Genomic DNA, 24,858 nt, shown 5'->3' with positions numbered 1-24,858 from the left:
TACTTGAAAGTTATTTTTGGGGTCGAGAAGTTAAAATTACAAAAAAAGAAATCAATTGTCGCCATAGGCGTCTTTGATGGGGTGCATCGAGGTCATCAAGCAATTATAGAAACGATTGTAAAAGATGCTCACGATTTAAAGGTCCAAAGCGTTGTGGTTACGTTTGAGCCGCATCCTCTTGAAATACTTGTGCCCGGCGCTCATCTTCCCATTCTTACCGGTTTTGACTTAAAGGCTAAGTTAATTGAACGAATGGGAGTAGGTTTGCTCTTGATAATTAAGTTTACTAAGAAGTTTTCTCAAATGCCCGCTCAAGCTTTTATCGACGAAATTCTTTTAAAAAAACTGAACGTTATTGAAGTTGTTGTAGGTGAGGGTTTTAGGTTTGGGAAAAATTCGGCCGGAGATATTCAATTACTTACTAATTATGGAAGGGAAAGGGGCTATGCGGTCAAAAGCATCCCACTTGTATATGTGGGAGGAAAAGCGATAAGCAGTACCAGAATAAGAGAGCTTTTAGAACGTGGCAAGATTTTGGAAGCCCGAAAAATTTTAGGTCATTACCCAAAATTAATAGGGAAAGTGGTCCAAGGATGTGGACGGGGTAGAGATATTGGATTTTGCACTGCAAATATTGAAACAAAAGACAAGGATTCTGTGCCACGTGAGGGTGTTTATGCCGGTTTTGTGCAGTTAAATGGTGAAGCAAAAGCCTGTGTTGTGAACATAGGAGGTTGCCCAACTTTTAATGTTAAACGGCCTCGGATAGAAATTCATATAATTGGTTTCGATAAAAATATTTATGGAAACAAAATTGAGATAGAGATAGTTGAAAATATTCGCAAGCAAAAAAAATTTAAAGACAAAAGCTCTCTCGCTTGTCAAATTGAAAAGGATATTGCTAAAGCCAAAAAGTTGCTCTGCGGCAAGTTTACCGAATTCAACAAGTATGGTAGTATTGGACAAGCGAAAAAAGCATAAAGAATCATTAGCCTTTTACTAGGACAACGAATTACCGACGTTGCTCTTGGTTTTGGGAGTAATAATAAGGGAGGTGAAAGACGGTGACAATATCTAAAGAACAAAAAGAAGAAATCATGAAAAATTACGGTCTGCATGAAGGAGACTCCGGTTCACCAGAAGTTCAAATCGCAATTTTTACAAGACGAATAAGTGAAATTACCGATCATTTGAAAGAACACAAAAAAGATCACCATTCCAGGCATGGATTATTAAAAATGGTTGGCAAAAGGAGAAAATTATTAAATTATTTAAAAGAGAAAAACATTGAAAGATATCGAACAATTGTAAAAAAACTTAATTTGCGAAGTTAAGAAGAGATATTCTCTTTTTTTTTGCGTTGAGATAAATCAGGAGGTTAAATTTTAAATGAATATTGTTGAAAAAGAGTTAAATGTTGGAGGAAGAGTTTTTGAGTTTCAATTTGGTAAAGTTGCGCGTCAAGCAGACGGATCTGTTCTTGTTCAGTGTGGCGATACCATTGTTTTAGTTACAGCTGTTGCATCAAAAGAGCCGCTTGAAGGATTAAATTTTCTTCCTCTCACCATAGATGTGGTGGAAAAAATGTACGCTGCGGGAAAGATTCCCGGTGGTTTTATTAAAAGAGAAGGTAGGCCGAGTGAAAGATCTATTCTCACTGCCAGATTGATTGATAGGCCCATAAGGCCGCTTTTCCCGGAAGGATTCAGGAATGAGATTCAAATAATTGCAACTATCCTTTCAGTGGATAACGTTAATCCGCCAGATGTGCTTGCTTTAAACGGGGCTTCAATCGCATTGGCAATTTCGGATATCCCCGTAGAAAAAATTATAGCTGCGGTTAGAGTTGGGCGAGTTGATGGTAATTGGAGAATCAATCCTACTTTTCAGGAACTCGGAAAATCAAAATTAAATTTAATTGTAGCTGGAAGCAAAGATTCAATAGTTATGGTTGAGGCCGGAGCCGAAGAAGTTGATGAAGAAACTGTATTGCAAGCTTTAGAAGAGGGCCATAAAGCCATAAAACAGTTTATTAAATTTATTGAGGAAATTCAGCGTGAATTGGGCAAGAAAAAGAGGGAAATTCCTTTGTTTAATGTGACTGGCGAAATTGAGACAAAGGCTCGCGAGGAAATTACCGAAAAAATAAAGGAAGCGCTTATTAATTCGGACAAATTGGCGCGCGAAGAAGCCATCACCTCTGTTAAAAAAGACGCACTGGAAAAAGTTTTAGATATGTTTCCTGATAAAGAAAAAGATATTAAGAGCGTCTTTAAAAAAATAGAGAAAGAAGAAGTTCGTAAGATGATATTAGATAAAGGAATTCGTCCAGATGGAAGAGAGCTGGATGAGATAAGACCAATTTCATGTGAAGCCGGAGTTCTTCCGAGAGCTCATGGATCGGGTCTTTTTACTCGCGGGCAGACCCAAGCCTTAACTGTTCTCACATTGGGAACAGTTAGCGAGGTTCAACGTTTGGATGGATTAGAAATAGAAGAATCTAAGCGCTTTTTGCACCATTATAATTTTCCACCTTTTTGTACAGGTGAAATATGGCGATTAATGGGTCCAAAAAGAAGGGAAATAGGACACGGGGCTTTGGTTGAAAAGGCAATTTTGCCTGTTTTACCCAACGAGCTAGATTTTCCTTATGCAATTAGACTGGTTTCAGAAGTTCTTGAATCAAATGGTTCTTCTTCGATGGCGAGTGTTTGCGGAAGCACGCTTGCTCTTATGGATGCCGGTGTTCCAATAAACGCGTCGGTCGCCGGAGTTGCCATGGGACTGGTTAAAGAAGATGATAAAGTTGCTGTTCTTACTGATATTCAAGGCGTAGAGGATGCTTTGGGTGATATGGATTTTAAGGTTGCCGGTACTTCTAATGGCGTTACCGCTTTGCAAATGGATATGAAAGTAAGTGGTGTAGATACGGCAATTTTAAAAAAAGCATTAGAGCAAGCAAAAAAAGGGCGCTTATTTATTCTCGATAAGATGATATCCGTAATTTCAGAACCCCGAGAAGAATTGTCAAAATTTGCTCCTCGAATAATTACAATGAAGATTAAACAAGAGAAGATTAGGGAAGTAATTGGTTCCGGAGGCAAGGTAATTAGAGGCATAATTGAAGAAACAGGAGCCAACATTGACATTGAAGACGATGGGACGATTTATATATCTTCAATTGACGGGGAAAGTGGAGAAAAAGCTCGGCAAATAATAGAACTTTTAGTGAAAGAAATCAAAGCTGGCGAGGTTTACATGGGAACCGTTGTGAGGATTATGAACTTTGGCGCTTTTGTCGAGATTCTTCCGGGAAAAGATGGGCTTGTTCACATTTCGAAGCTTGCAAAAGAGAGAATCGCTTCGGTGGAAGATGTAGTTAAGGTTGGAGATAAGATTTTAGTTAAAGTTATTGAGATTGATAAGTTGGGCAGAATAAATCTTTCAGCAATTGATGTTGAAGAAAATAAATAAGCATCAACTTTAGCTAAGAAGAGTTTTTCAATTAGAAAAAGAAAGATAAAAAGGTGCCGGTTTATGGAAAAAAAGGTTCAAAAGAGTTTTCTTAAGAACGGAATCGAGGTTGTAACTGAATCAATACCTTATGTTAGATCGATTTCGGTAGGATTTTGGATTAAAACCGGCTCAAGAGACGAGCATAAATCTTTGAATGGGATGTCTCATTTTATTGAGCATCTCATATTCAAAGGGACTGAAAATAGGTCTGCCAAAGAAATTTCCGAAACATTTGATGGTCTTGGAGCGGAAATAAACGCTTTTACCGGCAAAGAGTGTACTTGTTATTATGCTCGTCTTCTTGATAAAAATTTACCGATTGCTGCAGAAGTTTTATCAGACATGCTTTCTAAACCAGCATTTAGAAGTGATGATATTAAATCGGAAAAAGAGGTAATTTTAGAAGAAATAAGCCTTCATGAAGATTCTCCCGATGAACGAGTACACGATTTATTTGCTGAAACTTTATGGGATGGACATCCTCTTGGCGAAAAAATACTTGGCAGTTTAGACACAGTTAAGAAATTTAAACGCGAGGATGTGATTGGCTGCTTCAAAAAACACTATACTCCAAAAAACATGATTATCACCGCAGCCGGTAATCTAAAACATGAAGATGTTTTTAATTTAGCCCACACTTATCTTAGGGGAACCGATAGAGACAGTGTTTTTAACAAAAAAACTAAAATAGATGTAAAATCGCGCGTGAAAATAGAATATAAAAAAACGGAACAAGCTCATATTTGTTATGGTTGCGAGGGATTACCTGCGGCTCACAAGGATAGGTTTGCCTTAAGTATTTTAGATAGCGTTTTGGGTGGCGGAATGAGTTCCCGGTTTTTTCAAGAAATAAGAGAAAAACGCGGACTTGCTTACACCGTCTATTCTTATCATTCATTTTATAGAGACACCGGTTCATTTGTTGTTTATGCGGGAACGAGGCCAGCAAATGCTGAAAAGGTTTTAGACTTGATAAAAACCGAGATAAATAAGGTTGTAACGAAAGGAATAAAAGTTGACGAATTAAATCGGGCCAAGGAACAGATAAAAGGACAGCTTATTTTAGGTTTAGAAAGCACAGGGACCAGGATGATGAGGCTGGGTAAGTCTGAGATAACACATGGGGAAATATTATCGCTAAGTGAATTGATTAATTGTATTGAGAAAGTTAAATTAGAAGATGTACAGAGGGTTGCCCGAAATATATTTTTACCGGAAAAAACTGTTCTTACTATAATTGGACCCGTTAAAAAAGATATGTTTGTGATTTAATTGATGGAGATGATTTTATGATAAAAGTAGTTGTTTCTGGTGCCGCTGGTAAAATGGGGCTTGAGGTTTGCAAGGCGGTTTGCGAAGATTCCGAACTATCTTTGGTTGGTGCTGTTGATGTAAGTTGTGTTGGAAGAGATGTTGGAGAATTAATCGGACACAACAAGTTAAATATTTTTATCGAAAACGATTTAGATACTGTTTTACGCAACTTATCACCACAAGTAGTGGTCGATTTTACAAATCCGAATGTGGTTATGGACAATATTAGAACAGCTGTAAATTGTGGGGTCAACAGTGTTATAGGGACTACGGGGATTGGTACCGATAATTTAAAAGAAATTGAATCCTTAATAGCAAACAAGAATGTTAACGTTTTTATTGCTCCAAATTTTGCAATCGGGGCAGTACTTATGATGAAGTTTAGCGAAATAGCTTCCAAATATTTTCAAAATGTTGAGATAATTGAACTTCATCATGACAAAAAAATCGATGCTCCATCGGGAACAGCCATAAAAACAGCTGAAATGATTTCTGTCTCGCAAAAAAAAGATGCCCCCGATTTGGTTGAAAAAGAAGTATTAAAAGGTGCTCGAGGAGGCGTCTTTGACAATATTCATATCCACAGCGTTCGATTACCTGGTTTAGTTGCTCATCAAGAAGTTATTTTTGGCTCGAAAGGACAAACCCTGACAATACGCCACGATTCAATAGAGAGAACCTCATTTATGCCGGGGGTGCTCTTGGCGGTAAAGAGAGTTCAAAAACACAAAGGGCTAACTTACGGTTTAGATAAAATAACAGATTTGTAAACTTAGGGAGGTTTAAAAAGTGTTTGGAGAAGTTTTAACTGCGATGGTTACTCCTTTTAAGGAGGATTTAAGTGTTGATTACGCTCGTGCCCAAGAGTTAGCGTCTTATTTAATAAATAATGGCTCTGACGGGGTTGTCGTATCAGGAACTACAGGTGAGTCACCAACGCTTTCTGATGATGAAAAAGTAAACTTATATAAAGTAGTAAAAGAAGTAGTGGGGGGCAAGGGGTCTGTTATAGCAGGAACAGGTTACAATAGTACAAAAGAGAGTATAGATCTCACCAAAAAAGCCGAGAGTATTGGGGTCGATGGTTGTATGTTGGTGACTCCATATTACAACAAACCCCCTCAAAAGGGATTATATAATCACTTTAAAATGGTTGCAGAGAGCACGTCGCTTCCTGTGATTCTTTACAATGTTCCCGGACGAACGGCCAGAAACTTAGAAGCCGATACAGTGATTGCTCTTTCGGAGGTTCCCAATATTGTTGGAGTCAAGGAAGCAAGCGGGAATTTTGAGCAAATTGCCAAAATTAAAAGCAAAACTCCCGAAGATTTTTTTCTCTATAGCGGAGAGGACTCTGCCACATATCCAGTACTTGCATTAGGTGGGTGCGGTGTAATAAGCGTTGCCTCGCATCTTGTTGGTAAGGAAATTAAAAAGATGGTTTCTTGTTTAAAAAATGGGAATTACAAAGAGTCCCTGAAAATACACTTAAGGTTATTGCCATTGTTTGATGTATTGTTTTTAACAACTAATCCAATAATGGTTAAAGCTGGGGTTAAGCTCAAGGGAATTGATGTGGGAGGGCTTAGGCCACCAATGATAGATGCAGACGATGAACAGATATCAAAACTTAAAAAAATAATGGAAAAGCTGGAAGTACTCTAAATTAAGGAAAACTTATATGTTTAAAAGAAAAAAAACAGCAGATGTTAGAATTGTTTTTCTCGGCGGAGTCGGCGAAGTCGGTAAAAACATGATGGTTATTGAAAGCGGAAAAGATATGGTGCTAATAGATTCAGGATTAATGTTTCCTGAAGAAGAAATGTTAGGCATAGACTTAGTTCTTCCCGACTTTTCCTATGTAGTTAATAATAAAGAGCGCCTTAAAGCCATAATAATAACTCATGGTCACGAAGATCATACTGGCGCTTTGCCTTATCTTTTAAAGGAAGTATCAGCCCCTGTTTACGGAACAAAGCTAACACTTGGCTTGATTGAAAAAAAACTTAATGAACATAACCTTGATGCTGATACAAGAGAAATTTTACCAAGTGATGAATTAACAATTGGGTCTTTTAAGTTTAAATTTTTTAGAGTTTGCCATAGTATCCCGGATGGTGTTGGAATAATTATCGAGACTCCTTTGGGTTTAATTGTTCATACCGGAGACTACAAGATAGACCAAACTCCAGTTGATGGAAGACCCATGGAGCTTCAAAAACTAGTATCTTTGGGTCCAAAAAAAGTACTGGCGTTATTATCCGATAGTACAAACGCGGAAACCCCCGGTTACACACTTCCCGAAAAAACTGTTGGCGCTAACTTGCTTAAAATTTTTGAAGATGCTGAGCAGAAGATAATTATTGCAACTTTTGCTTCGCACCTTCACCGTATTCAGCAGATAGTGGATGTGACTGTAAAGGTTGGCCGGAAGCTGGCGGTATCGGGGCGAAGTATAGTAGATAACGCGCGAATAGCCTCAGAGCTTGGATATTTAAAAATGCCAGAGGATATATTAATAGATGTTAGAGAGATTGAAAAATATCCCCCCAGTAAAGTTGTTGTACTATGCACGGGAAGCCAAGGAGAGCCATTATCAGCTTTGGCAAGAATTTCTTCAAACGACCATAAACAAGTAAAAATGCAGACTAAAGATACTGTGGTAATATCCGCATCGCCGATTCCAGGTAACGAGAGGTCAGTATCTAGAATCATAAATCAAATTTATAAATCTGGTGCCGAGGCCTATTATGAGCAAATTTCAGGTGTTCACGTATCGGGACATTCAGCTCAAGAGGAACTCAAGCTTATAATCAATATAGTTAAGCCTAAATATTTTATCCCAATCCACGGTGAATATAGACATCTTAGGCACCATGCCAATTTGGCAGAACAAACTGGCATACCGGCAGATCATATTTTTATTTGTGAAGACGGTGATGTGTTAAAGTTTGATGAGTCAGGAGCCAAAAAAGCCGGAAGAGTTTCTTCGGGTGATGTTTTTGTCGATGGTTTAGGGGTTGGGGATATAGGAGACGTTGTGCTGAGAGACCGACGACTTCTTTCAAAAGATGGGGTTTTTATTGTAGTTGTTGGGATAAGCAAACAAAGTGCCGAAATAATTGCAGGGCCGGATGTTATATCGCGGGGTTTTGTCTATGTTAAAGAAACAAAAGAGCTTATTGATGAAGCAATAGTAAAAGTTGAAGAAACTTTATCAAAAACCGCTCTTGAAGGAGTTACAGACAAAGCTGTATTAAAATCAATAATAACAAAAGATTTAAATAAGTTTCTTTATAACAAAACGCGGCGGCGCCCAATGGTTATGCCGGTTATCATCGAGGCATAGAGGTGTAAAATTTTGAGTCTTTTCCAAGCTGTTATATTAGGAATCGTGCAAGGTATAACAGAATTTGCTCCAATAAGCAGTTCGGCACACTTAGTTTTAATACCAGATTTAATGGGATGGGCGCAGCCTGATTTGAGTTTTGATGTAATGTTGCATTTGGGTACCTTGACGGCTGTGATTTGTTTTTTTAGGAGTGAAATCTCGGAGTTATTTATCGCGTTTGTTAATGGCTTTAAGAAAAAAACGGCGCGGCAAAAACCGGAATGCCAGCTGGCTTGGTTGATAATAATCGGCACAATTCCGGCTATTTTTATAGGATTGCTATTTCAAGACTTTTTCGAGGGACTTTTTTCAAATCCTTTAACTGTTTCTTTGCTTTTAATGGTAACCGGGACTTTTTTGTGGATAAGCGAAGCGGCCTCAAAAAAACTCAGGGTTTTGGATGATATAAGCCTTTCTGATACCCTGATAATAGGGTTGGCTCAGGGATGCGCTATAGCTCCCGGGATTTCTCGCTCAGGGGCAACAATCGCCGCCGGTCTTTTTAGGGGTTTAAACCGAGATTCCGCGGCAAGATTTTCGTTTTTGTTGGCGATACCGATAATTTTAGGCGCGGTTATTTTAAAAACAGGTGATTTTATTTGTTTGTACGGAGAGCAAAAAAGCATGCCTTTGTTAGCGGGTTTTTTGGCGGCTGCTGTAAGCGGTTATTTGTGTATTAAGTACCTATTAAATTATTTGAAAAAGGGAAGACTCACGATTTTTGCGTATTATTGTTGGTTTGTGGGAGCAGCGTTTCTTTTAATTAGATAAATTGGAGAGAGGTATGGCTAATCAAAAAAGAAAAACTTTGGTAGAAAATAAAAAAAACAAAGAGAATTTAAGTGATGTTTACGGTGTGGCTCTGTTTGCACTTTCTGCAATTTTAATGATAAGTCTTTTCGCCGGAGATAGGGGATTAATAGGTAAATATGTTGTAGAGGGGCTTAAATACTCGGTTGGCATGGGAAGATATATTATTCCTGTCTTTCTTACAGTGTGGGGTTTTTCGTTTTTCGCAAAAAAAAACATTAAAGTAAATGTGGAATCAACTGGCTTAGGACTTGCCATTTCCTTTATCAGTACCATTTCCTTAATTCATTTAAATACGCCGCCATCTCAAGAGTTTAGTTTTGAATATATTGTTTCATGTGGAGGCTATGTTGGTGCAACTTTTACCTATGTTTTAAGATTTCTTCTGGGAAATATTGGTGCTTATATAGTTCTTATAGCTCTACTTGTTATTGGAATTGTGATTTTCACAGGTATTTCTATTTTGCAACAGCTTTCCTTCTTAGTTAAAAGCGTAAAAGCACTATTTAGCCTAAAATTTAAAACTAAAAATAAAGTTTTTTTTGACGATAGGCAAGCTGATTTAGACTTTTCAGAAGAGAAAAAGCTGAATTTTTATGAGCAACTAAGTTTAAACAACAAAGAAACCCAGGCCAAAACAAGGATATCTTCTGAAGAAGCAAATAATTTTGCATCTCAGAAAACAACTGAAATAAAAATTGAAACACCCAAGATTGAGATAGGAAAATACCAGCTTCCGTCTCCCGCTCTTTTAAAAAGAACAATTTCAAAGGGCCCACAATTAAAAAAAGATGTTAAAGAAAACGTAAGAATTCTGGAAAGGACATTAAGTAACTTTGGAGTTGATGCGTCAATTGATAAGGTTGTAAAAGGTCCGACGGTAACATTATATGAAATACATCTGGCCTCTGGAGTTAAGGTTAATCGCATATTTAGCTTGGCTGATGATATTGCTTTGGCCTTGGCCTCTCCTGACATTAGAATATTAGCTCCTATTCCAGGTAAATCAGCAGTGGGAATTGAAGTTCCGAACAAGCAAAGAGAGCTTGTGACCCTTGGAGATATCCTGGTTAGCAATGAAGCTCAATCAGATGAAATTTTGAAGATTTGTCTGGGTAAGGATATATCGGGTAATTCAGTGGTGGCTGATCTTGGGGGTATGCCTCATCTTTTAATTGCCGGGGCTACGGGAAGCGGTAAGAGCGTATGTGTAAATTGTATTTTAATCTCTCTTTTAGCTCGAGCCCGGCCCGATCAAGTAAAGATGATACTGATTGACCCAAAAAGAATAGAGCTAAACCTTTACAATGGAATCCCTCATTTGATAACTCCGGTTATATCTAATGTTAAAGAAGCATCACATGCTTTAGTTTGGGCTGTAAAAGAAATGGAGAACAGACTTGGGCTTTTAGCTGAGCAAGGAACGAGGAATATTGATAGCTATAATGCGCAATTGAAAAACAAAGATGACCACATGCCCTATATTGTCATTGTTATAGATGAATTAGCTGATTTGATGATGGTTGCGCCGGGGAAAGTTGAAGATTCAATATGTCGTTTAGCTCAATTAGCCAGAGCAGTTGGAATTCATCTTGTAATTGCAACGCAACGGCCTTCGGTTGATGTTATTACCGGGTTAATCAAAGCAAACATAACTTCAAGGATAGCTTTTTCTGTGTCGTCACAGGTGGATTCGAGAGTTATTATCGATGGTGCCGGGGCGGATAAATTAGTGGGCAAGGGGGACATGCTCTTTATGACCTCTCAATCAAACAAGCTCGTCCGATTACAAGGCGCTTTTATTACCGAACAAGAGGTGGAATTGGTCACGAATTTTATAAAGAAACAATCACAGCCGGCCTACCAAAAAGAGGTCCTGGAAAGCAAAAAACCTAAATTTTCATTAGGCGATTACGAAGACGATCTTTTTGATGATGCAATGGAACTTGTTGTTTTGGTTGGAATGGCTTCAGTATCTATGCTTCAAAGACGTTTGCGGATAGGATATACTCGAGCTGCAAGGTTAATTGATATTCTGGAAGAAAGAGGAATTATTGGTTCGTCAGAGGGGAGTAAGCCGCGGATAGTATTGCTTACTAAAGAAGATTTAGAAAAAATGAAAAAGAAATAAAAAGTTAATTTAAATTAACTTTTTAAATTAAAAGGAAACGTTAATGTGTTGATGAATTATATAAGCAACAATTAAGATAGTAAGGTGTTGCTGTTTAAGAGTTGGAGATTAAAGTGGGTTCAATAGGAAAAATATTTAAAAATAGACGGGAACAACTGGGAATAAGCCTAAAAGATGTAGAAAATAATACCAAAATAAGAAAACGTTATCTTGAAGCAATTGAGAACGACAATTTTGGTATTATTCCTGGTAGTCCTTATGTTAAGGGTTTTATTAGAACTTACGCCTCTTTTTTAAAAATAGACAGCAATCCTCTTATTAAAGAGTACGAAAGCGGATATGGAGAATCATTAAGACAGCAAGAAGAAAAATATCTTGATTTTAATAAAACAAGTGTGTATATGCGTCGAAGATTAAATTTTGTCTTTTTTGTGGTAGGAATTTTTATATTAATTACCCTCATTGTTTTGGGAGCACGAGCATTACGAGGCAGATCTGAAGTTGTTCCTGGGGCGAAGGAAAAAAACGAAGTTCCTTTAGAAGAAGTTTTACCGCCTAAGGAAGAATCCGCGATAGAGGATGCTAAACAACCTGCAAACGACGTGCTTGCTCCTAACGAGGCGCCTAACCTTACGGGAGAAGAATTTAAAATTAAAGTGACGGCGCTTGATACAGTTTGGTTGCGTGTATTTGTTGACGGAGAAAAAGTTTTGGAAAGAATATTGGAAAAAGGTGAGTTTAAAGAGTGGATAGCTAAGGGGTCGGTGATCATAAAAAGTGGCAACGGGCAATTAGTTCAAATAGAAAAGGACGGAGAGTTGCTCGGGGAATTAGGAATCGGTTTAGAGGAAAAAACGTTTACATCAAAATAATCAGGAGTTGATTGTATGGCAAAAGAAAATTCATTTGATATAGTATCCGAAATTGATATGCAAGAAGTAGATAATGCGATTAATCAAACAATTAAAGAAATTAAAACGAGGTATGATCTTAAAAAAAGTTACAGCGAGGTTATCTTAAATAAAAAAGAAAGTGAAATAGTCATCATTGCAGAGAGCGACTTTGTCCTTAAAAATATTTCAGATGTATTAAAGCAAAAATTTGTTAAACGGGGAATTTCATTAAAAGCTTTGAGTGCTGGCAAAGTTGAACCTGCAATTAGTGGTAGGGTTAGACAAAAGTTTGATATCGTTCAGGGGATATCGCAGGAAATTGCAAAAAAGATAAATAAATTCATTAAGGAAAAAAAGATTAAAGTTAAAGTACAAATTGAGGATAATAAATTAAGGGTTTTTGGCAAAAATAAAGACCAGCTTCAAGAAGCAATTGCTTTAGTTAAGTCCTCCGATTTTTCAATCCCTCTGCAATTTCAAAATTATAGATAGGGGGTAAGAAGTTGGGTTTAAATATAATGGTTATTACGCTTGGTTGTCCCAAAAACGAAGTAGATTCTGACCATATAAAGGGCGAGCTTCTTAGTTTTGGCTATAATTTAGTCTCTAACCCAAAAATAGCCGACGTTATAATAATAAATACATGTGGCTTTATTGAATTCGCTAAACGAGAATCCATAGAAACAATACTTGAGTATGCTTGCTATAAAAAAGAAGGAATATGTAAAGTACTTATTGTTGTGGGATGTTTGGTTCAAAGATACCCCGATGAATTGTTCAAGGAGATTCCGGAGATTGATATTCTTTTGGGCGTGAATAATTTATCAAAAATTCCGGAGGAGATTAACGAATTTACCAGCGGAAAACGCCTCGTTGAAGTGAGTAAACCTTTAGCATATGTCAAGGAGGAGCTTAAACGAATAGAGCCTCTTTTGCCTTATGCTTATTTAAAAATATCAGATGGATGCAACAACAAATGCACTTATTGCGCGATACCTTCTATAAAAGGGAATTATCAAAGTCTTCCAATAAACAAATTAGTTGAGGAGGCAAAATTTTTAGCAAGTAAGGGAGTTAAGGAAATTATCCTCGTTGGCCAAGACACAAGCGATTACGGCGTTGATATATACGGCGAAAGAAAATTACCTGAATTAATTTTAAAACTTTCAAAAATAGAGCAACTTGACTGGATAAGATTAATATATATTCAGCCCAGTGGTTTTTCAGAAGAGTTGCTTGCGGTTATGGCAAACAATCCCAAAGTGTGTCATTATATTGACTTGCCATTCCAACACTCAAGCAAAAAAATATTAAATATAATGGGGCGCAAAGGTTCTGTTGATGATTATTTAGATTTAATAAAAAAAATAAGAGGGCATCTTCCCAATCTGGTTATTAGAAGTTCTTTAATTGTAGGTTTCCCCGGGGAATCAGATAAAGATTTTGAGGAATTGCTCGATTTTACAAAATTGGCTCAACTTGATTATATCGGGGTGTTTGAATTTTCTGCCGAAGAGGGAACAAAAGCGGCCACCTTACCTTCCCAAGTTTCTAACAAAATAAAAAGAGAACGTTATCATCAATTAACTACTTTACAGGATTCAATAGCTTTTGAAAAAAATAGAAGACATCAAGGGCAAGAAATGAAAGTTTTAATTGAGTCTTTTGAATCGGATGCAGTGTTCTTAGGTAGAAATCAATATCAGTCGCCTGATATTGATGGTCTTGTTTATATAAAAAACAACAAAGAAAAAACTCTTAAAACCGGAACCTTTGCTTCGGCAAAAATAGTGGGAGTTGATGGATATGATTTGGTGGGTGAAGTTGAATGTTAAACACAGCTAACAAAATTACGATTTTAAGGATTTTATTAATTCCTGTATTCATGGCATTTTTGCTCTCAAACATCAAATACGGTAACTGGATTTCTATTGGGATATTTATAGTGGCAGCCATGTCTGATGGTTTAGATGGTTACATTGCGCGCTCAAAAGGCCTTGTTACAGTTTTTGGAAAATTTCTGGATCCTCTGGCCGATAAATTGCTAATTTCAGCCGCTTTAATTTCTTTAGTTGATTTAAATCTTTTATCTGCATGGATTGCAACGGCCATAATTGCCAGAGAATTTTTAGTTTCCGGCTTAAGACTTATGGCTATTGCGGAAAACAAGGTTATTGCCGCAAGCATTTGGGGAAAATTAAAAACCATTAGTCAAATTGTGATGGTTATTGCATTGATTGTTTTGCCAAATACCTTGTTGACGTATGTGATATTAATTGTGGCAATTTTCTTTACGTTTTACTCTGGAATTGATTACTTTATTAAATCAATCGATATCTGGATGGTGCGGGGGCGTGAGCCGAGTGAATTGTGAAATTTTAACAATAGGTTCAGAAATAACATTGGGTTTATCTTTGGATTTAAATTCTTATTATATTGCCAGAGAACTAGGAAAAATTGGAATTGAAGCTAAGCGTATATTGAGTGTTCCTGATGACGTAAAAATGATATCTTCAACTATAGAGGAGTCGCTTAATCGGGTTGACTTATTAATAATAACGGGTGGTTTGGGACCAACGGCTGATGATTTAACCAGGGATGCTATTGCTAAACATACAGGAAAGAAACTTTTTTTAAGCAATGATTCGGCAAATTTAATTAAAAAGCGATATTTTAATTTAAAAAGGCCTATGCCGGAAATTGTTTTAAAACAGGCATATCTTCCCGAGGGTGCTGTTCCTATAATTCCCACCTTAGGTACGGCCCCCGGACTAATTATCGAGATTGGAAAGAAAATTATTTTAGCTTTGCCGGGTGTTCCCACTGAAATGAAGGAAATGTTTCACAGAGCGGTCGTTCCTTATCTTAAAAAAAGAGTTAATTGCGGTGAAATTATAGATATTGCTACCTTTAAAGTGTGTGGGTTAAGTGAGGTTGAGATTCAAAAAAAGATCGAGGAGCTATTAGCAGATGAAAAATTAACTGTTTCCCTGTTACCTCACCCTGGTGAGGTAAATATACAAATTGCTGTCAAAGGAAAACCTGTTTTTACTCGCGAAGTCTTACTTGAAGCTGAAAAAAAGATTCGCGAGAATCTTGGTGATTATGTTTTTGAAGTAAATGAAGAGACTTTAGAAAAAGTGATTGGCGAGCTTTTGAGGAAACGCAAACAAACTCTTTCTGTTGCCGAATCTTGTACGGGAGGGCTACTTTCAAATCGTATAACTAACATCTCCGGAAGCTCTGATTATTTTCAAGGCGGAATTGTTTCGTATAACAACGATGTTAAGAGTGCTGTTCTTGGTGTACCCAGGGAAATTTTAAAAAATTATGGAGCCGTAAGTTCTCAAACCGCAAAAGCAATGGCCAAGGGAGTAGCTCAAATTTGCGATACTGATATATCGGTGGCACTTACCGGAATAGCCGGCCCGGCTGGTGGAAGTAAGGACAAACCTGTTGGGACTGTTTTTATTGCTTTGTGGAGCAAAAAAGATACTTATTGTGGTAAATTTCAGCTTTCTGGTTTAAGGGAAGAAATAAAATGGGAAGCTTCTCAAAAAGCATTGGAAATTATTAGGTCGTTTTTGCTAAAAAATAAAGGGGAATTAATTTTATGTTGAGATTGTTTGTGGCATTAGAACTCCCAAGCCACCTTAAGCATGAGATGGCTTGGTTTAAAAACGAAACACACAAGGAAATAAAAGATGTTAAATGGGTATCGGAGGAAAATCTTCATATAACTTTAAAATTTTTAGGAAATTGTGAGGAGGAATTACTACCGGAAATTGAATCTGGTCTTAAAAATTCTCTTAAAAAATTTAGTCCTTTCGATTTTTACATAAATGGTTTAGGGGTCTTTCCTTCAATTAAAAGAGCTCGTGTTCTTTGGGTTGGGATAAAGAGCGGGGGAGAGAATATAGTTAAATTGCAACAAGCGATAGAGGAAAATTTTGCTAAAATTGGTTTTGCTAAAGACGAAAAGATATTTTTTCCTCACATTACATTTGCGAGATTAAAAAATTTGTATAATGTTGAGAAATTTTTTGAAAAAATAGAGGCGAAAGGTTTTTCGGAAAGTCGAGTAGAAGTTAGTAACATCTCTCTTTTAAGAAGCAGCTTGATGTCTCAAGGGCCGGTATATGAAAAAATTTTAGAATTAAAACTGAAAACGGATTGACATCGAACATTAGTTCGTATAAAATTTTAGAAAAATATGATTCTGGGAGGAAAAATGGAGCGCGAAAAAGTTTTAGAATTGGCAAAGGAACAAATTGAAAGAAAATATGGGAAGGGCGCTATTATGAGGCTCGGGGATCATCCGACAAGGCTCGATTACGAAACAATTCCTACTGGCTCTTTAGCCTTAGATATTGCTTTGGGTATCGGAGGTGTTCCCAGGGGAAGAATTATTGAGGTATATGGACCCGAAGCTTCCGGCAAGACTACTTTGGCATTACAAATTATTGCGGAGGCACAGAAAAATGGTGGGGTGGCAGCCTTTATTGATGCCGAGCATGCTCTTGATTCAGGTTATGCTCGTAATTTGGGCGTAGACGTAGAGAATTTGCTTGTTTCTCAGCCCGATACAGGCGAACAAGCGCTTGAAATTACCGAGATGCTTGTAAGAAGTGGAGCAGTTGATATTATAACTATTGATTCCGTTGCGGCATTGGTTCCTCGGGCTGAAATTGAGGGGGAGATGGGAGATTCACACGTGGGCCTTCAGGCAAGATTAATGTCGCAAGCTCTCAGAAAGCTGTCCGGTGCCATCAGTAAGTCGAAAACCGTTGTTATATTTATAAACCAACTGAGAGAAAAGATTGGCATAATGTTCGGGAATCCCGAAACAACCTCAGGCGGAAGAGCGCTTAAGTTTTACGCCACGATTAGAATAGATATCAGAAGAATTGAATCGATAAAGCAGGGGTTAGATATCATTGGAAATCGAGTCAGGGCAAAAGTGGTTAAAAATAAAGTAGCCCCTCCTTTTAAAAAAGCCGAATTTGACATTATCTATGGTAAGGGAATTTCAAAAGAAGGTAACATATTAGATATGGGGATTGAACATGGAATAGCAAATAAAAGCGGAGCTTGGTATACGTACAATGATGAGAGATTGGGTCAAGGCAGAGAAAGCGCAAAACAGTTTTTAATAGAAAATCCTAAAATAGCCAACGAGATAGAAGAAAAAGTTAAAATTGCTGTAGGATTAGTTGAAAATGGAAAAAAAGTTGATAAAAAAGATAAAAAAGATAAGAAAGAGGTAAAGGCATAGCGTTGTTTGAGGAAAAAACCTTTTCCGATGAGGAGAAGGGGGCAATAAACAAAACCCTAAACTATCTTAAATATAGGCCTCGAAGCACTAAAGAGGTAGTTGATTATTTAAAACGAAAAAGTTATGGTCAAAAACTTATTGAGAAAGTTATAAAATATCTCGAAAATTTTGGCTATTTAGATGATTTATTATTTGCTAGAATTTGGATTGAGTCTAGAAAAGAAGGTAAATCGTTAAGTAGAAATCGATTAAAATCAGAACTGCTTCTAAAGGGAGTTAATGCGAACTTAATTGAAAAAGAACTTAATAGTATCTACCCCGAGGAAGAAGAGGAAAAAATAGTTTTTGAGGTGGCAAGAAAACAATTAAAGAAATACGAGAGACTTAATGACGATACTAAAAAAAGAAGGCTTTATAATTATTTGGCAAGTAAGGGTTTTAGACCTAATATTTTAAGAAGAACATGCGAGAAATTATTGGATCATGATTTTTTTATAGATTGACATTGTATAGCGTTTAATAATATTATTAATTAATATGTAATAATATTAAAAATAAATTGATTTATTAATTGTTGTTTCGGCGGTTAATTTACTTATAAAATTTCTTTCTTGATTGATATAGATTTTAGATTAAAAATTAAAATTTATTTTAATCAATGTATTTAAAAATTTTAAAAATAGAAATTTTTTTATAAAGTAACTAAGTAAATTTTAATTTGCCGAGCAACGCTCGGTTTTTTTATTTTTAATCTTAAAAAAGGGGGATTTTAAAGTGCCAATAACATACATTTTACTAATTTTAATATTCAGCATATTAGGCGTAGTCGCGGGTTTTTTTCTAAGAAGATATTTAGCGGAAACAAGAATTGATTCTGCTGAAGCAGAGGCAAAAAAGATAATTCTTGAAGCAAACAAAGAAGCTGAAACAAAGAAAAAGGAAGCTATCCTTGAAGCTAAGGATGGAATTCACTCTATGAGGACGGAAGCTGAAAGGGAAATTAGGGAGCGCCGTGCAGAAATACAAAGAATGGAATCGCGTTTTACTCAAAAAGAAGAGATCTTTGAGAAGAAACGAGAAGATTTAAACCAAGAAGAAAAGGGTTTAATCGAACGAAAAAAGAAAATCGAAGTTCTTGAAACCGATTTAAAAGAAGTTATTAGCAAACAAAAAGAGATGCTGCAAGAAATTGCAAAAATGTCGGTTGAAGAGGCAAAAAATATGTTATTAAAAAAAGTGGAAGATGATGCAAGACACGATGCCGCTTTAATGGTGAGAAACATTGAAAGTGAAGCTCGAGAAGAGTCCGAAAAGAGGGCTCGGAATGTTGTTTCTTTGGCTATTCAGCGTTGCGCGGCGGATCATGTGGCTGAAACTACCGTATCATCAATTATTCTACCGGGTGATGAGATGAAAGGGCGGATAATAGGGCGTGAAGGAAGAAACATCAGAGCTTTTGAGAATGTCTCTGGTGTCAATTTAATAATAGACGATACACCTGAAGCTGTTGTGATTTCTTGTTTTGATTCAGTAAGAAGGGAAATTGCTAGAATTGCACTTGAAAAATTAATAGCTGATGGTAGGATACATCCAGCGCGAATTGAAGAGATGTATAAGAAGGCCAAACAAGAAGTGGAAACAAAAATAAGAGAGGTGGGAGAGCAATCTGCCTTTGACGCAAATGTTCAGAATTTACATCCAGAGTTAATTAGAGTACTTGGAAGGTTAAAATATAGAACAAGCTATGGCCAAAATGTTTTAATGCACTCAATTGAGGTTTGTCATTTAGCGGGGGTTATGGCTGCTGAACTTGGGACAGACGTAAAGCTGGCAAAAAGAGCAGGACTTTTACATGATATTGGTAAAGCAATCGATCATGAGGTGGAAGGTTCTCATGCTGTTATTGGCGCGGATTTAGCCAAAAGGTTTCAAGAATCAGAAGCGGTCTGCCATGCAATAGAGGCGCACCATTTAGACGTTGAACCTAAAACTATTGAAGCTGTCCTTGTTCAATCAGCAGATGCAATTTCTGCTGCTCGGCCAGGTGCTAGGCGAGAGACTCTTGAAAGTTATATCAAGCGATTAGAAAATCTTGAAAGGATAGCAGATTCGCACAAGGGTGTTGAAAAATCTTTTGTTATGCAAGCCGGACGAGAAGTTAGAGTTTTGGTGAAGCCTGAAAAAATAGATGATGCGGAATCTGCTTTGCTTGCTAAAGAAATTGCCAAGGAAATAGAAGCTGAGATGGAATATCCTGGACAAATCAAGGTCACGGTAATTCGTGAGCAAAGGGCAACAGAATACGCTAAATAACTGATTTTTGTGAGGTAGCCTTGTCTTCAAAAAAAACAGATGAATTAATAAATTTCATTGAGGGAGTTACCGGGGACAAATATCAAAAAGTTGAGGAATATTTAGGAAATGGTTTTGTTCGCTTAAATATAAGCGAAGCGGAAAAAAGACAAGCAAAACATGATATACGCTCGGTCGAAGATGTTGTAGTGGAACTTATCCGTAACTCTAGAGACGCGGGTTGTAAAAATATATTTATTGCTTTTCATAAAGAAAAAAATGATAGGAATATTGTTATCGTAGACGATGGATGTGGAATTCCATCTAATTTAGTACCGAAAATTTTTGAGCCACGGGTTACTTCCAAATTAGATAGTATCGTTACAGATAAATATGGCATTCATGGTCGCGGAATGGCATTGTATGCCATAAAAAATAACACAGAAGAAATAAATGTTGTAATGTCCGCGGCCAACAGAGGAAGCATTATTAAGGTCAACATAGATACCACAAAACTCCCAGAACGCAAAGACCAATCTACATTACCTGTAATAAAAATACGCCATGGAGAAGCCCATGTTACTAAAGGGCCTCATAATATTTTAAGGTTACTGGTTGAGTTTTGTATTGAACATCAAGAAATAAAGGTTTTTTTTGGTTTTCCAACTCAAGTTTTAGCGACAATGTATTATTTAAGTCAAAATTTATTAAATTCAAATAAAGGTGGCAAGGCAGTATTTCTTGAAAATTTTGAAAAAGGAAGCTTGCCTCTCTGGCAATGCCTTGGTTGCATTGGAAGCGTGAACGTTCTTGCAGAGACATCGAATGATTATTATGGCCTGGATGTATCTAAACGAAATGTTAACCGAATTTTTAGTGGAGATGTAGAACCCCTTGATGACTTATATTCAGCTTTATTTAAAAAGGGCAAAAAGAGAGAGATTAAATTATCAACTAACGCCAATTTCAACTATCCATCAAACCTCGTAAAATATATTCAAAAAGATGATTTAGACAAGCTATCTTGTTTGGTGGAAGAAGAGTTTGGCAAAATAGGTAAAAAATATTTTTTATATTTAAAAAACCCTCCAAAAATTTTGAGGGAAAAAAATCAAATAAAAATCGTATTGGAAGTTGAAGGGGAAGAATAAGTTTGATTTTAAGCAGGAAAAAAACATTTTTAAGTGAAAACAAAAATGATATGGTATTTAATTTGATAATTTTACGATAGAGTAAAAATTTAAATAAAATCCAGAACCAATTTAAGTCGGCAAGATACCGACCTCACCGGGGGCAGGAAAGCCACCGGCCCTGTGGACGGTGATAATTTACTCTAATTTGATGCTTGTTTGTTATAGAATAAAAAAGGAAACATAAGGGTATTAAAGGTTTTTTTGAGGCTAATTCAAACTCTGTGGGCAAACATTATCAATAATAATTCACGAGAAAGGGGAGACTGAAATCCAAGCCATTGATTGAGCTACGGTAAGGATGCTTCATTAGAAATATTTTAAAATTAACGAAGCCCAGTTTATTAAAAAATGATAGACCTTCATTTACACAGCACAGCTTCAGATGGAACCTATACGCCCGAGGAACTTGTTATGCTTGCAGCCAAACTCAAGTTAAGAGCAATCGCGATTACCGACCACGACAATGTTGATGGGATTGAACCAGCCATTAAAGAAGGTAATCGGTTGGGGGTAGAAGTAATTCCTGCCATCGAACTAAGCTCAGATTTAGACGGTCAGGATATACACATTCTCGGATACTGTATTGATTACGAACATATATGGTTTAAAAAACATCTTAAAGATTTACGTGAAGCAAGATATGAAAGAGCTCTTAAAATGGTTGAGCGCCTTCAAAAGATAGGCCTAGACATCTTATTAAAAGACGTTCTCAAGTACACCCGAGATGGTACTGCGGTGGGGCGGGTACATTTGGCTAAGGCCATGTTAGAAAAAGGTTACATTGACAATATTCAAGAGGCTTTTAATAAATATATAGGCAAAAAAGGGCCATGTTATATTAAAAAAAGCATATATACTCCGGAAGAAGTTATAAAAATTATAAAAAAAGTCAAAGGAATACCAGTACTGGCGCATCCTGGTGTTTCAAAAGTTGATGAATTTATTCCTAATTTTGTTAAGGCGGGTCTTCAAGGGTTAGAAGCATATCATAGCAGACATAATAGTGCTCAAACTCGAAAATACAAAAAAATGGCGAATAAATTTGGGTTAATAGTAACCGGCGGATCAGATTGTCATGGATTAAGCAGAGAATTGCTTATTGGTTCGATCAATGTTCCTGACTCAATTGTTGATGATTTGAAAAAGTTAAAGGCTTAATTTGTTAATAGCTATTTACTAACTATTCTTCCACTAAAACATCATTTTCTTAATTAATTTCGGTGGGTTTGGTTAGAATTAATTTATGATATAATTTTCCTGTTAAACTACTGTTTTTGGTGAAGAGATGAATAAAAAGTTTTTTATAGTGACATATGGTTGTCAGATGAATAAACATGATTCCGAAAAGATTGCCGGTTTACTTCTATCTTGCGGCTACAAATGGGCAAAGGATATAAATGACGCAGATATTGTGGTCTTTAATACCTGCTGTGTACGTAAGTCTGCTGAAGATAGACTTTTTGGAGTTGTTGGCTCGTTAAAATCGCTTAAAGAAAAGAAAAAAGAGTTAATAATTGCAGTGGGTGGTTGTGTTGCTCAAAAAGAGGGGGTAAATCTGCAAAAAATATTACCTCACGTTGATGTGGTTTTTGGAACACACAATATTGCAAGTCTTCCAAACCTTATCGAGAAAGCGAAGAATAAGAAGGTTGTTTGTGAAATTTTACGGGCTCCACGCGACGAGCTCAAAATTTTTCCCATTGAACGTAAAAATCTTGTTAGGACTTGGGTAAGTATATCAACCGGATGTAACAATTTTTGCTCTTATTGTATCGTTCCCTATGTGCGGGGAAGGGAGATGAGCCGACCATTTGAAGATATTGTTTTCGAAGTTGAAAAACTAGCCGATGAAGGATTTTTAGAAATAACCTTGCTCGGCCAAAATGTAAATTCGTACGGACGAGATATTTACAATAAACTACGATTTGCTGAACTCTTAAAAAGATTAAATAAAATCGAGGGAATTAAGAGGATTAGGTTTATTAGCTCCCATCCGCGTGATTTTAACAACGATGTAATCTTAGCTCTTGCTGAACGCGAAAAGGTTTGTGAACACGTGCATCTTCCGATTCAAGCTGGTTCAGACAATGTTTTAAAAGCTATGGGAAGAGGATATACAAAAGAGAGCTACCTGAATCTTGTTGAAGAAATTTATGAAATTGTTCCATCCTGCAGCATAACAACTGACATAATGGTTGGTTTTCCAGGAGAAAAAGAAGAAGATTTTCTGGATACACTTGATGTTGTTAAACAAGCAAAGTTTGATAATGCCTTTACGTTTATTTATTCACCAAGAGAAGGAACGAAAGCAGCTGAAATGAAAAATCAAATTACAGATGAAGTTAAGATGGATAGATTTAACAGGCTTTTAGAGGTACAAAACAGAAACAGTCTTAAATGTAATCTATCTTTTGTTGGGGATGAAGTTGAAGTTTTGGTTGAGGGTTTGAGCAAGAAGAATGGTGATGTTTTAACGGGTAGAACCAGAACTAACAAAGTGATCAATTTTTTAGGCCGGCCATCGTTGATTAACAAGCTGGTAAGAGTTAAGATAAAAGAGGCACGTTCTTGGTCTTTAAAAGGGGAGCTTGTATAGTCATGTGAGTGGAGGACTTCATGTCTATTATAATTGGTTACATAACGCCTCATCCGCCAATATTGATACCTGAAATTGGCGGAAATAGTTTATTAAAAATAAAGGCCACTCAAAAAGCCATGCATGAAATGGCAGAGAAAGTAGCTTCTTTAAATCCCGATATATTAGTTTTTATATCTCCGCATAGCCCCGCTTTTTCCGATGCAATAGCAGTAAAGACATCCCCTGAACTTAAAGGTTCTTTTGCCCAATTTGGGGAATTTTCTCTAAAATTTAATATTGAGAATGATCTGAAGATGGCAAACCTCACAATTGAGGAAGCTGTTAATTTGGACATACCTATGGTTGATTTGGGGAGTGAGAGATATAAATATCTTGAGGAACTTGACCACGGAGTATTGGTTCCGTTGTATTATTTTAGAAAAAAATTTGAGGTTCCCATAGTTTCATTGTCTATTTCATACCTAAGTTATTTAAAACATTATCAGTTGGGCATAGCTGTTCAAAGAGCTGCTAAAAAATTAAATAAAAAAGTCGCTTTTATTGCAAGTGGCGATCTTTCACATAGGCTTACCCCTTCTGCTCCGATTGGATATAGTCCAAGAGGTATAGACTTCGACTTAAAGGTTAAGAAAATAATCGAGAAAGGTGCTTTTGAAGAATTGCTTAAAATCGATAAAGCTCTCATTGAAGATGCCGGAGAATGTGGATTGCGTTCTTTCATAACTTTAGGCGGAGTTTTCGATGGATGGAGGACTAAGTCGCAAGTATTGTCATACGAAGGACCTTTTGGTGTGGGTTATATGGTTGCCATGGTTACGCCAGTTGAAGAAGATAAAGAGAAGAGTTTTTTAACAAAGATAATGGCTGAAGAATCTGCAAGAATAAAGGAACTTAGAAAAAAAGAGAGCAATCCCGTAAAGTTAGCTCGTAGTGCGGTTGAGCATTATATAAAAAAAGGAAAGATGTTAAATCCACCAAACGACTTGACTAAAGAACTTTTAAATAAAAAAGCAGGGGTTTTTATAAGCATAAAGCGTGGTAAGACACTTAGGGGTTGCGTAGGCACGACTTTCCCTTGCCAAAAAAATATTGCAGAAGAAATTATAAAAAATGCAGCACAAGCAGCGACCTCTGATCCAAGATTTTCTCCTCTTACCGAATCTGAATTAACCAATTTAACCTATTCAGTTGATATTTTAAATCCCTCTGAATTAATTCCGGATGAAAGTTATTTAAATCCTAAAAAATATGGAGTCATTGTGAGGTCAGGGTTCAGAACAGGTCTTCTATTACCGGATATTGAAGGTATTGAAACCGCCAAAAAACAAGTTGATATAGCCAGGCAAAAAGCGTGCATTAACCCTGATGAACAAGTTGAGCTATTTAGGTTTACCGTTAATCGATATAAGTAATAGCGATAAATCAGCAGGCGTTAATTAAAAGT

The 24,858-nt window shown here is 36.7% G+C and carries 22 protein-coding genes; all 22 read left to right on the top strand.

All coding sequences use genetic code 11. From position 1 onward, the window contains the following. Window positions 1–3 precede the first annotated feature (3 nt). The 22 genes from Q7U95_RS00830 to amrA all read left to right on the top strand — a co-directional run bounded on the left by Q7U95_RS00830 (window position 4) and on the right by amrA (window position 24,826). Window positions 4–981 (top strand): bifunctional riboflavin kinase/FAD synthetase, encoded by a 978-nt coding sequence (locus tag Q7U95_RS00830; RefSeq protein WP_308751382.1) that lies wholly within the window; start codon window positions 4–6, stop codon window positions 979–981. 83 nt (window positions 982–1,064) lie between these two features. Next, the gene (gene rpsO / locus Q7U95_RS00825) at window positions 1,065–1,334 is read left to right on the top strand and encodes a 30S ribosomal protein S15 (RefSeq protein ID WP_308751381.1); all 270 of its coding nucleotides are present in this window, start codon (window positions 1,065–1,067) and stop codon (window positions 1,332–1,334) included. A gap of 55 nt (window positions 1,335–1,389) precedes the next feature. Beyond that, entirely contained in the window at window positions 1,390–3,474 is a 2,085-nt protein-coding gene (locus Q7U95_RS00820; protein ID WP_308751379.1) for a polyribonucleotide nucleotidyltransferase, read from the top strand. Between the two features lie 63 nt (window positions 3,475–3,537). Continuing rightward, window positions 3,538–4,788, top strand: a complete 1,251-nt coding sequence (locus tag Q7U95_RS00815; protein WP_308751378.1) for a pitrilysin family protein — start codon at window positions 3,538–3,540, stop codon at window positions 4,786–4,788. A 17-nt stretch (window positions 4,789–4,805) separates the two neighbouring features. Beyond that, window positions 4,806–5,600 (top strand): 4-hydroxy-tetrahydrodipicolinate reductase, encoded by a 795-nt coding sequence (dapB, locus tag Q7U95_RS00810; RefSeq protein WP_308751377.1) that lies wholly within the window; start codon window positions 4,806–4,808, stop codon window positions 5,598–5,600. A gap of 19 nt (window positions 5,601–5,619) precedes the next feature. Further along, window positions 5,620–6,495 (top strand): 4-hydroxy-tetrahydrodipicolinate synthase, encoded by an 876-nt coding sequence (gene dapA / locus Q7U95_RS00805; RefSeq protein ID WP_308751376.1) that lies wholly within the window; start codon window positions 5,620–5,622, stop codon window positions 6,493–6,495. A 16-nt stretch (window positions 6,496–6,511) separates the two neighbouring features. Next, complete coding sequence (locus Q7U95_RS00800) at window positions 6,512–8,179, top strand: ribonuclease J (RefSeq protein WP_308751375.1); 1,668 nt, start codon at window positions 6,512–6,514, stop codon at window positions 8,177–8,179. A 12-nt stretch (window positions 8,180–8,191) separates the two neighbouring features. Further along, a complete protein-coding gene (gene uppP / locus Q7U95_RS00795; RefSeq protein WP_308751374.1) occupies window positions 8,192–8,992 on the top strand; it encodes an undecaprenyl-diphosphatase UppP in 801 nt (266 codons plus the stop codon). Between the two features lie 13 nt (window positions 8,993–9,005). Beyond that, entirely contained in the window at window positions 9,006–11,162 is a 2,157-nt protein-coding gene (locus Q7U95_RS00790; RefSeq protein WP_308751373.1) for a DNA translocase FtsK 4TM domain-containing protein, read from the top strand. Between the two features lie 113 nt (window positions 11,163–11,275). Beyond that, window positions 11,276–12,034, top strand: coding sequence for a RodZ domain-containing protein (locus Q7U95_RS00785; protein WP_308751372.1), 759 nt, complete (start codon window positions 11,276–11,278; stop codon window positions 12,032–12,034). Window positions 12,035–12,049: 15 nt separating this feature from the next. Then, the gene (locus Q7U95_RS00780) at window positions 12,050–12,547 is read left to right on the top strand and encodes a YajQ family cyclic di-GMP-binding protein (protein WP_308751371.1); all 498 of its coding nucleotides are present in this window, start codon (window positions 12,050–12,052) and stop codon (window positions 12,545–12,547) included. 11 nt (window positions 12,548–12,558) lie between these two features. Continuing rightward, the gene (rimO, locus tag Q7U95_RS00775) at window positions 12,559–13,890 is read left to right on the top strand and encodes a 30S ribosomal protein S12 methylthiotransferase RimO (protein WP_308751370.1); all 1,332 of its coding nucleotides are present in this window, start codon (window positions 12,559–12,561) and stop codon (window positions 13,888–13,890) included. Further along, entirely contained in the window at window positions 13,884–14,429 is a 546-nt protein-coding gene (pgsA, locus tag Q7U95_RS00770; RefSeq protein WP_308751369.1) for a CDP-diacylglycerol--glycerol-3-phosphate 3-phosphatidyltransferase, read from the top strand. The genes rimO and pgsA overlap by 7 nt, the downstream gene beginning before the upstream one ends. After that, window positions 14,419–15,675 carry a competence/damage-inducible protein A gene (locus Q7U95_RS00765; RefSeq protein ID WP_308751368.1) on the top strand — a complete coding sequence of 419 codons (1,257 nt, stop codon included), beginning with the start codon at window positions 14,419–14,421 and terminating at the stop codon, window positions 15,673–15,675. The genes pgsA and Q7U95_RS00765 overlap by 11 nt, the downstream gene beginning before the upstream one ends. Beyond that, window positions 15,669–16,232 (top strand): RNA 2',3'-cyclic phosphodiesterase, encoded by a 564-nt coding sequence (thpR, locus tag Q7U95_RS00760; RefSeq protein WP_308751367.1) that lies wholly within the window; start codon window positions 15,669–15,671, stop codon window positions 16,230–16,232. Before Q7U95_RS00765 ends, thpR begins: the two co-directional genes overlap by 7 nt. 54 nt (window positions 16,233–16,286) lie before the next feature. Beyond that, complete coding sequence (gene recA / locus Q7U95_RS00755) at window positions 16,287–17,330, top strand: recombinase RecA (RefSeq protein WP_308751366.1); 1,044 nt, start codon at window positions 16,287–16,289, stop codon at window positions 17,328–17,330. 2 nt (window positions 17,331–17,332) lie between these two features. After that, window positions 17,333–17,833 carry a RecX family transcriptional regulator gene (locus Q7U95_RS00750; protein ID WP_308751365.1) on the top strand — a complete coding sequence of 167 codons (501 nt, stop codon included), beginning with the start codon at window positions 17,333–17,335 and terminating at the stop codon, window positions 17,831–17,833. 271 nt (window positions 17,834–18,104) lie between these two features. Further along, on the top strand, window positions 18,105–19,643 hold the full coding sequence (gene rny, locus Q7U95_RS00745; RefSeq protein ID WP_308751364.1) for a ribonuclease Y: 1,539 nt from the start codon (window positions 18,105–18,107) through the stop codon (window positions 19,641–19,643). Between the two features lie 20 nt (window positions 19,644–19,663). Beyond that, a complete protein-coding gene (locus tag Q7U95_RS00740; protein ID WP_308751363.1) occupies window positions 19,664–20,773 on the top strand; it encodes an ATP-binding protein in 1,110 nt (369 codons plus the stop codon). Window positions 20,774–21,163: 390 nt separating this feature from the next. Continuing rightward, a complete protein-coding gene (locus tag Q7U95_RS00735) occupies window positions 21,164–21,973 on the top strand; it encodes a PHP domain-containing protein (RefSeq protein WP_308751362.1) in 810 nt (269 codons plus the stop codon). 127 nt (window positions 21,974–22,100) lie between these two features. Further along, on the top strand, window positions 22,101–23,411 hold the full coding sequence (gene miaB, locus Q7U95_RS00730) for a tRNA (N6-isopentenyl adenosine(37)-C2)-methylthiotransferase MiaB (protein WP_308751361.1): 1,311 nt from the start codon (window positions 22,101–22,103) through the stop codon (window positions 23,409–23,411). Between the two features lie 20 nt (window positions 23,412–23,431). Then, entirely contained in the window at window positions 23,432–24,826 is a 1,395-nt protein-coding gene (amrA, locus tag Q7U95_RS00725) for an AmmeMemoRadiSam system protein A (protein WP_308751360.1), read from the top strand. Window positions 24,827–24,858: the final 32 nt, after the last annotated feature.

This window comes from Candidatus Oleimmundimicrobium sp., from assembly GCF_030651595.1.
Classification (GTDB): domain Bacteria; phylum Actinomycetota; class Aquicultoria; order UBA3085; family Oleimmundimicrobiaceae; genus JAUSCH01.
This window is presented reverse-complemented; position numbering and strand designations above follow the sequence as displayed.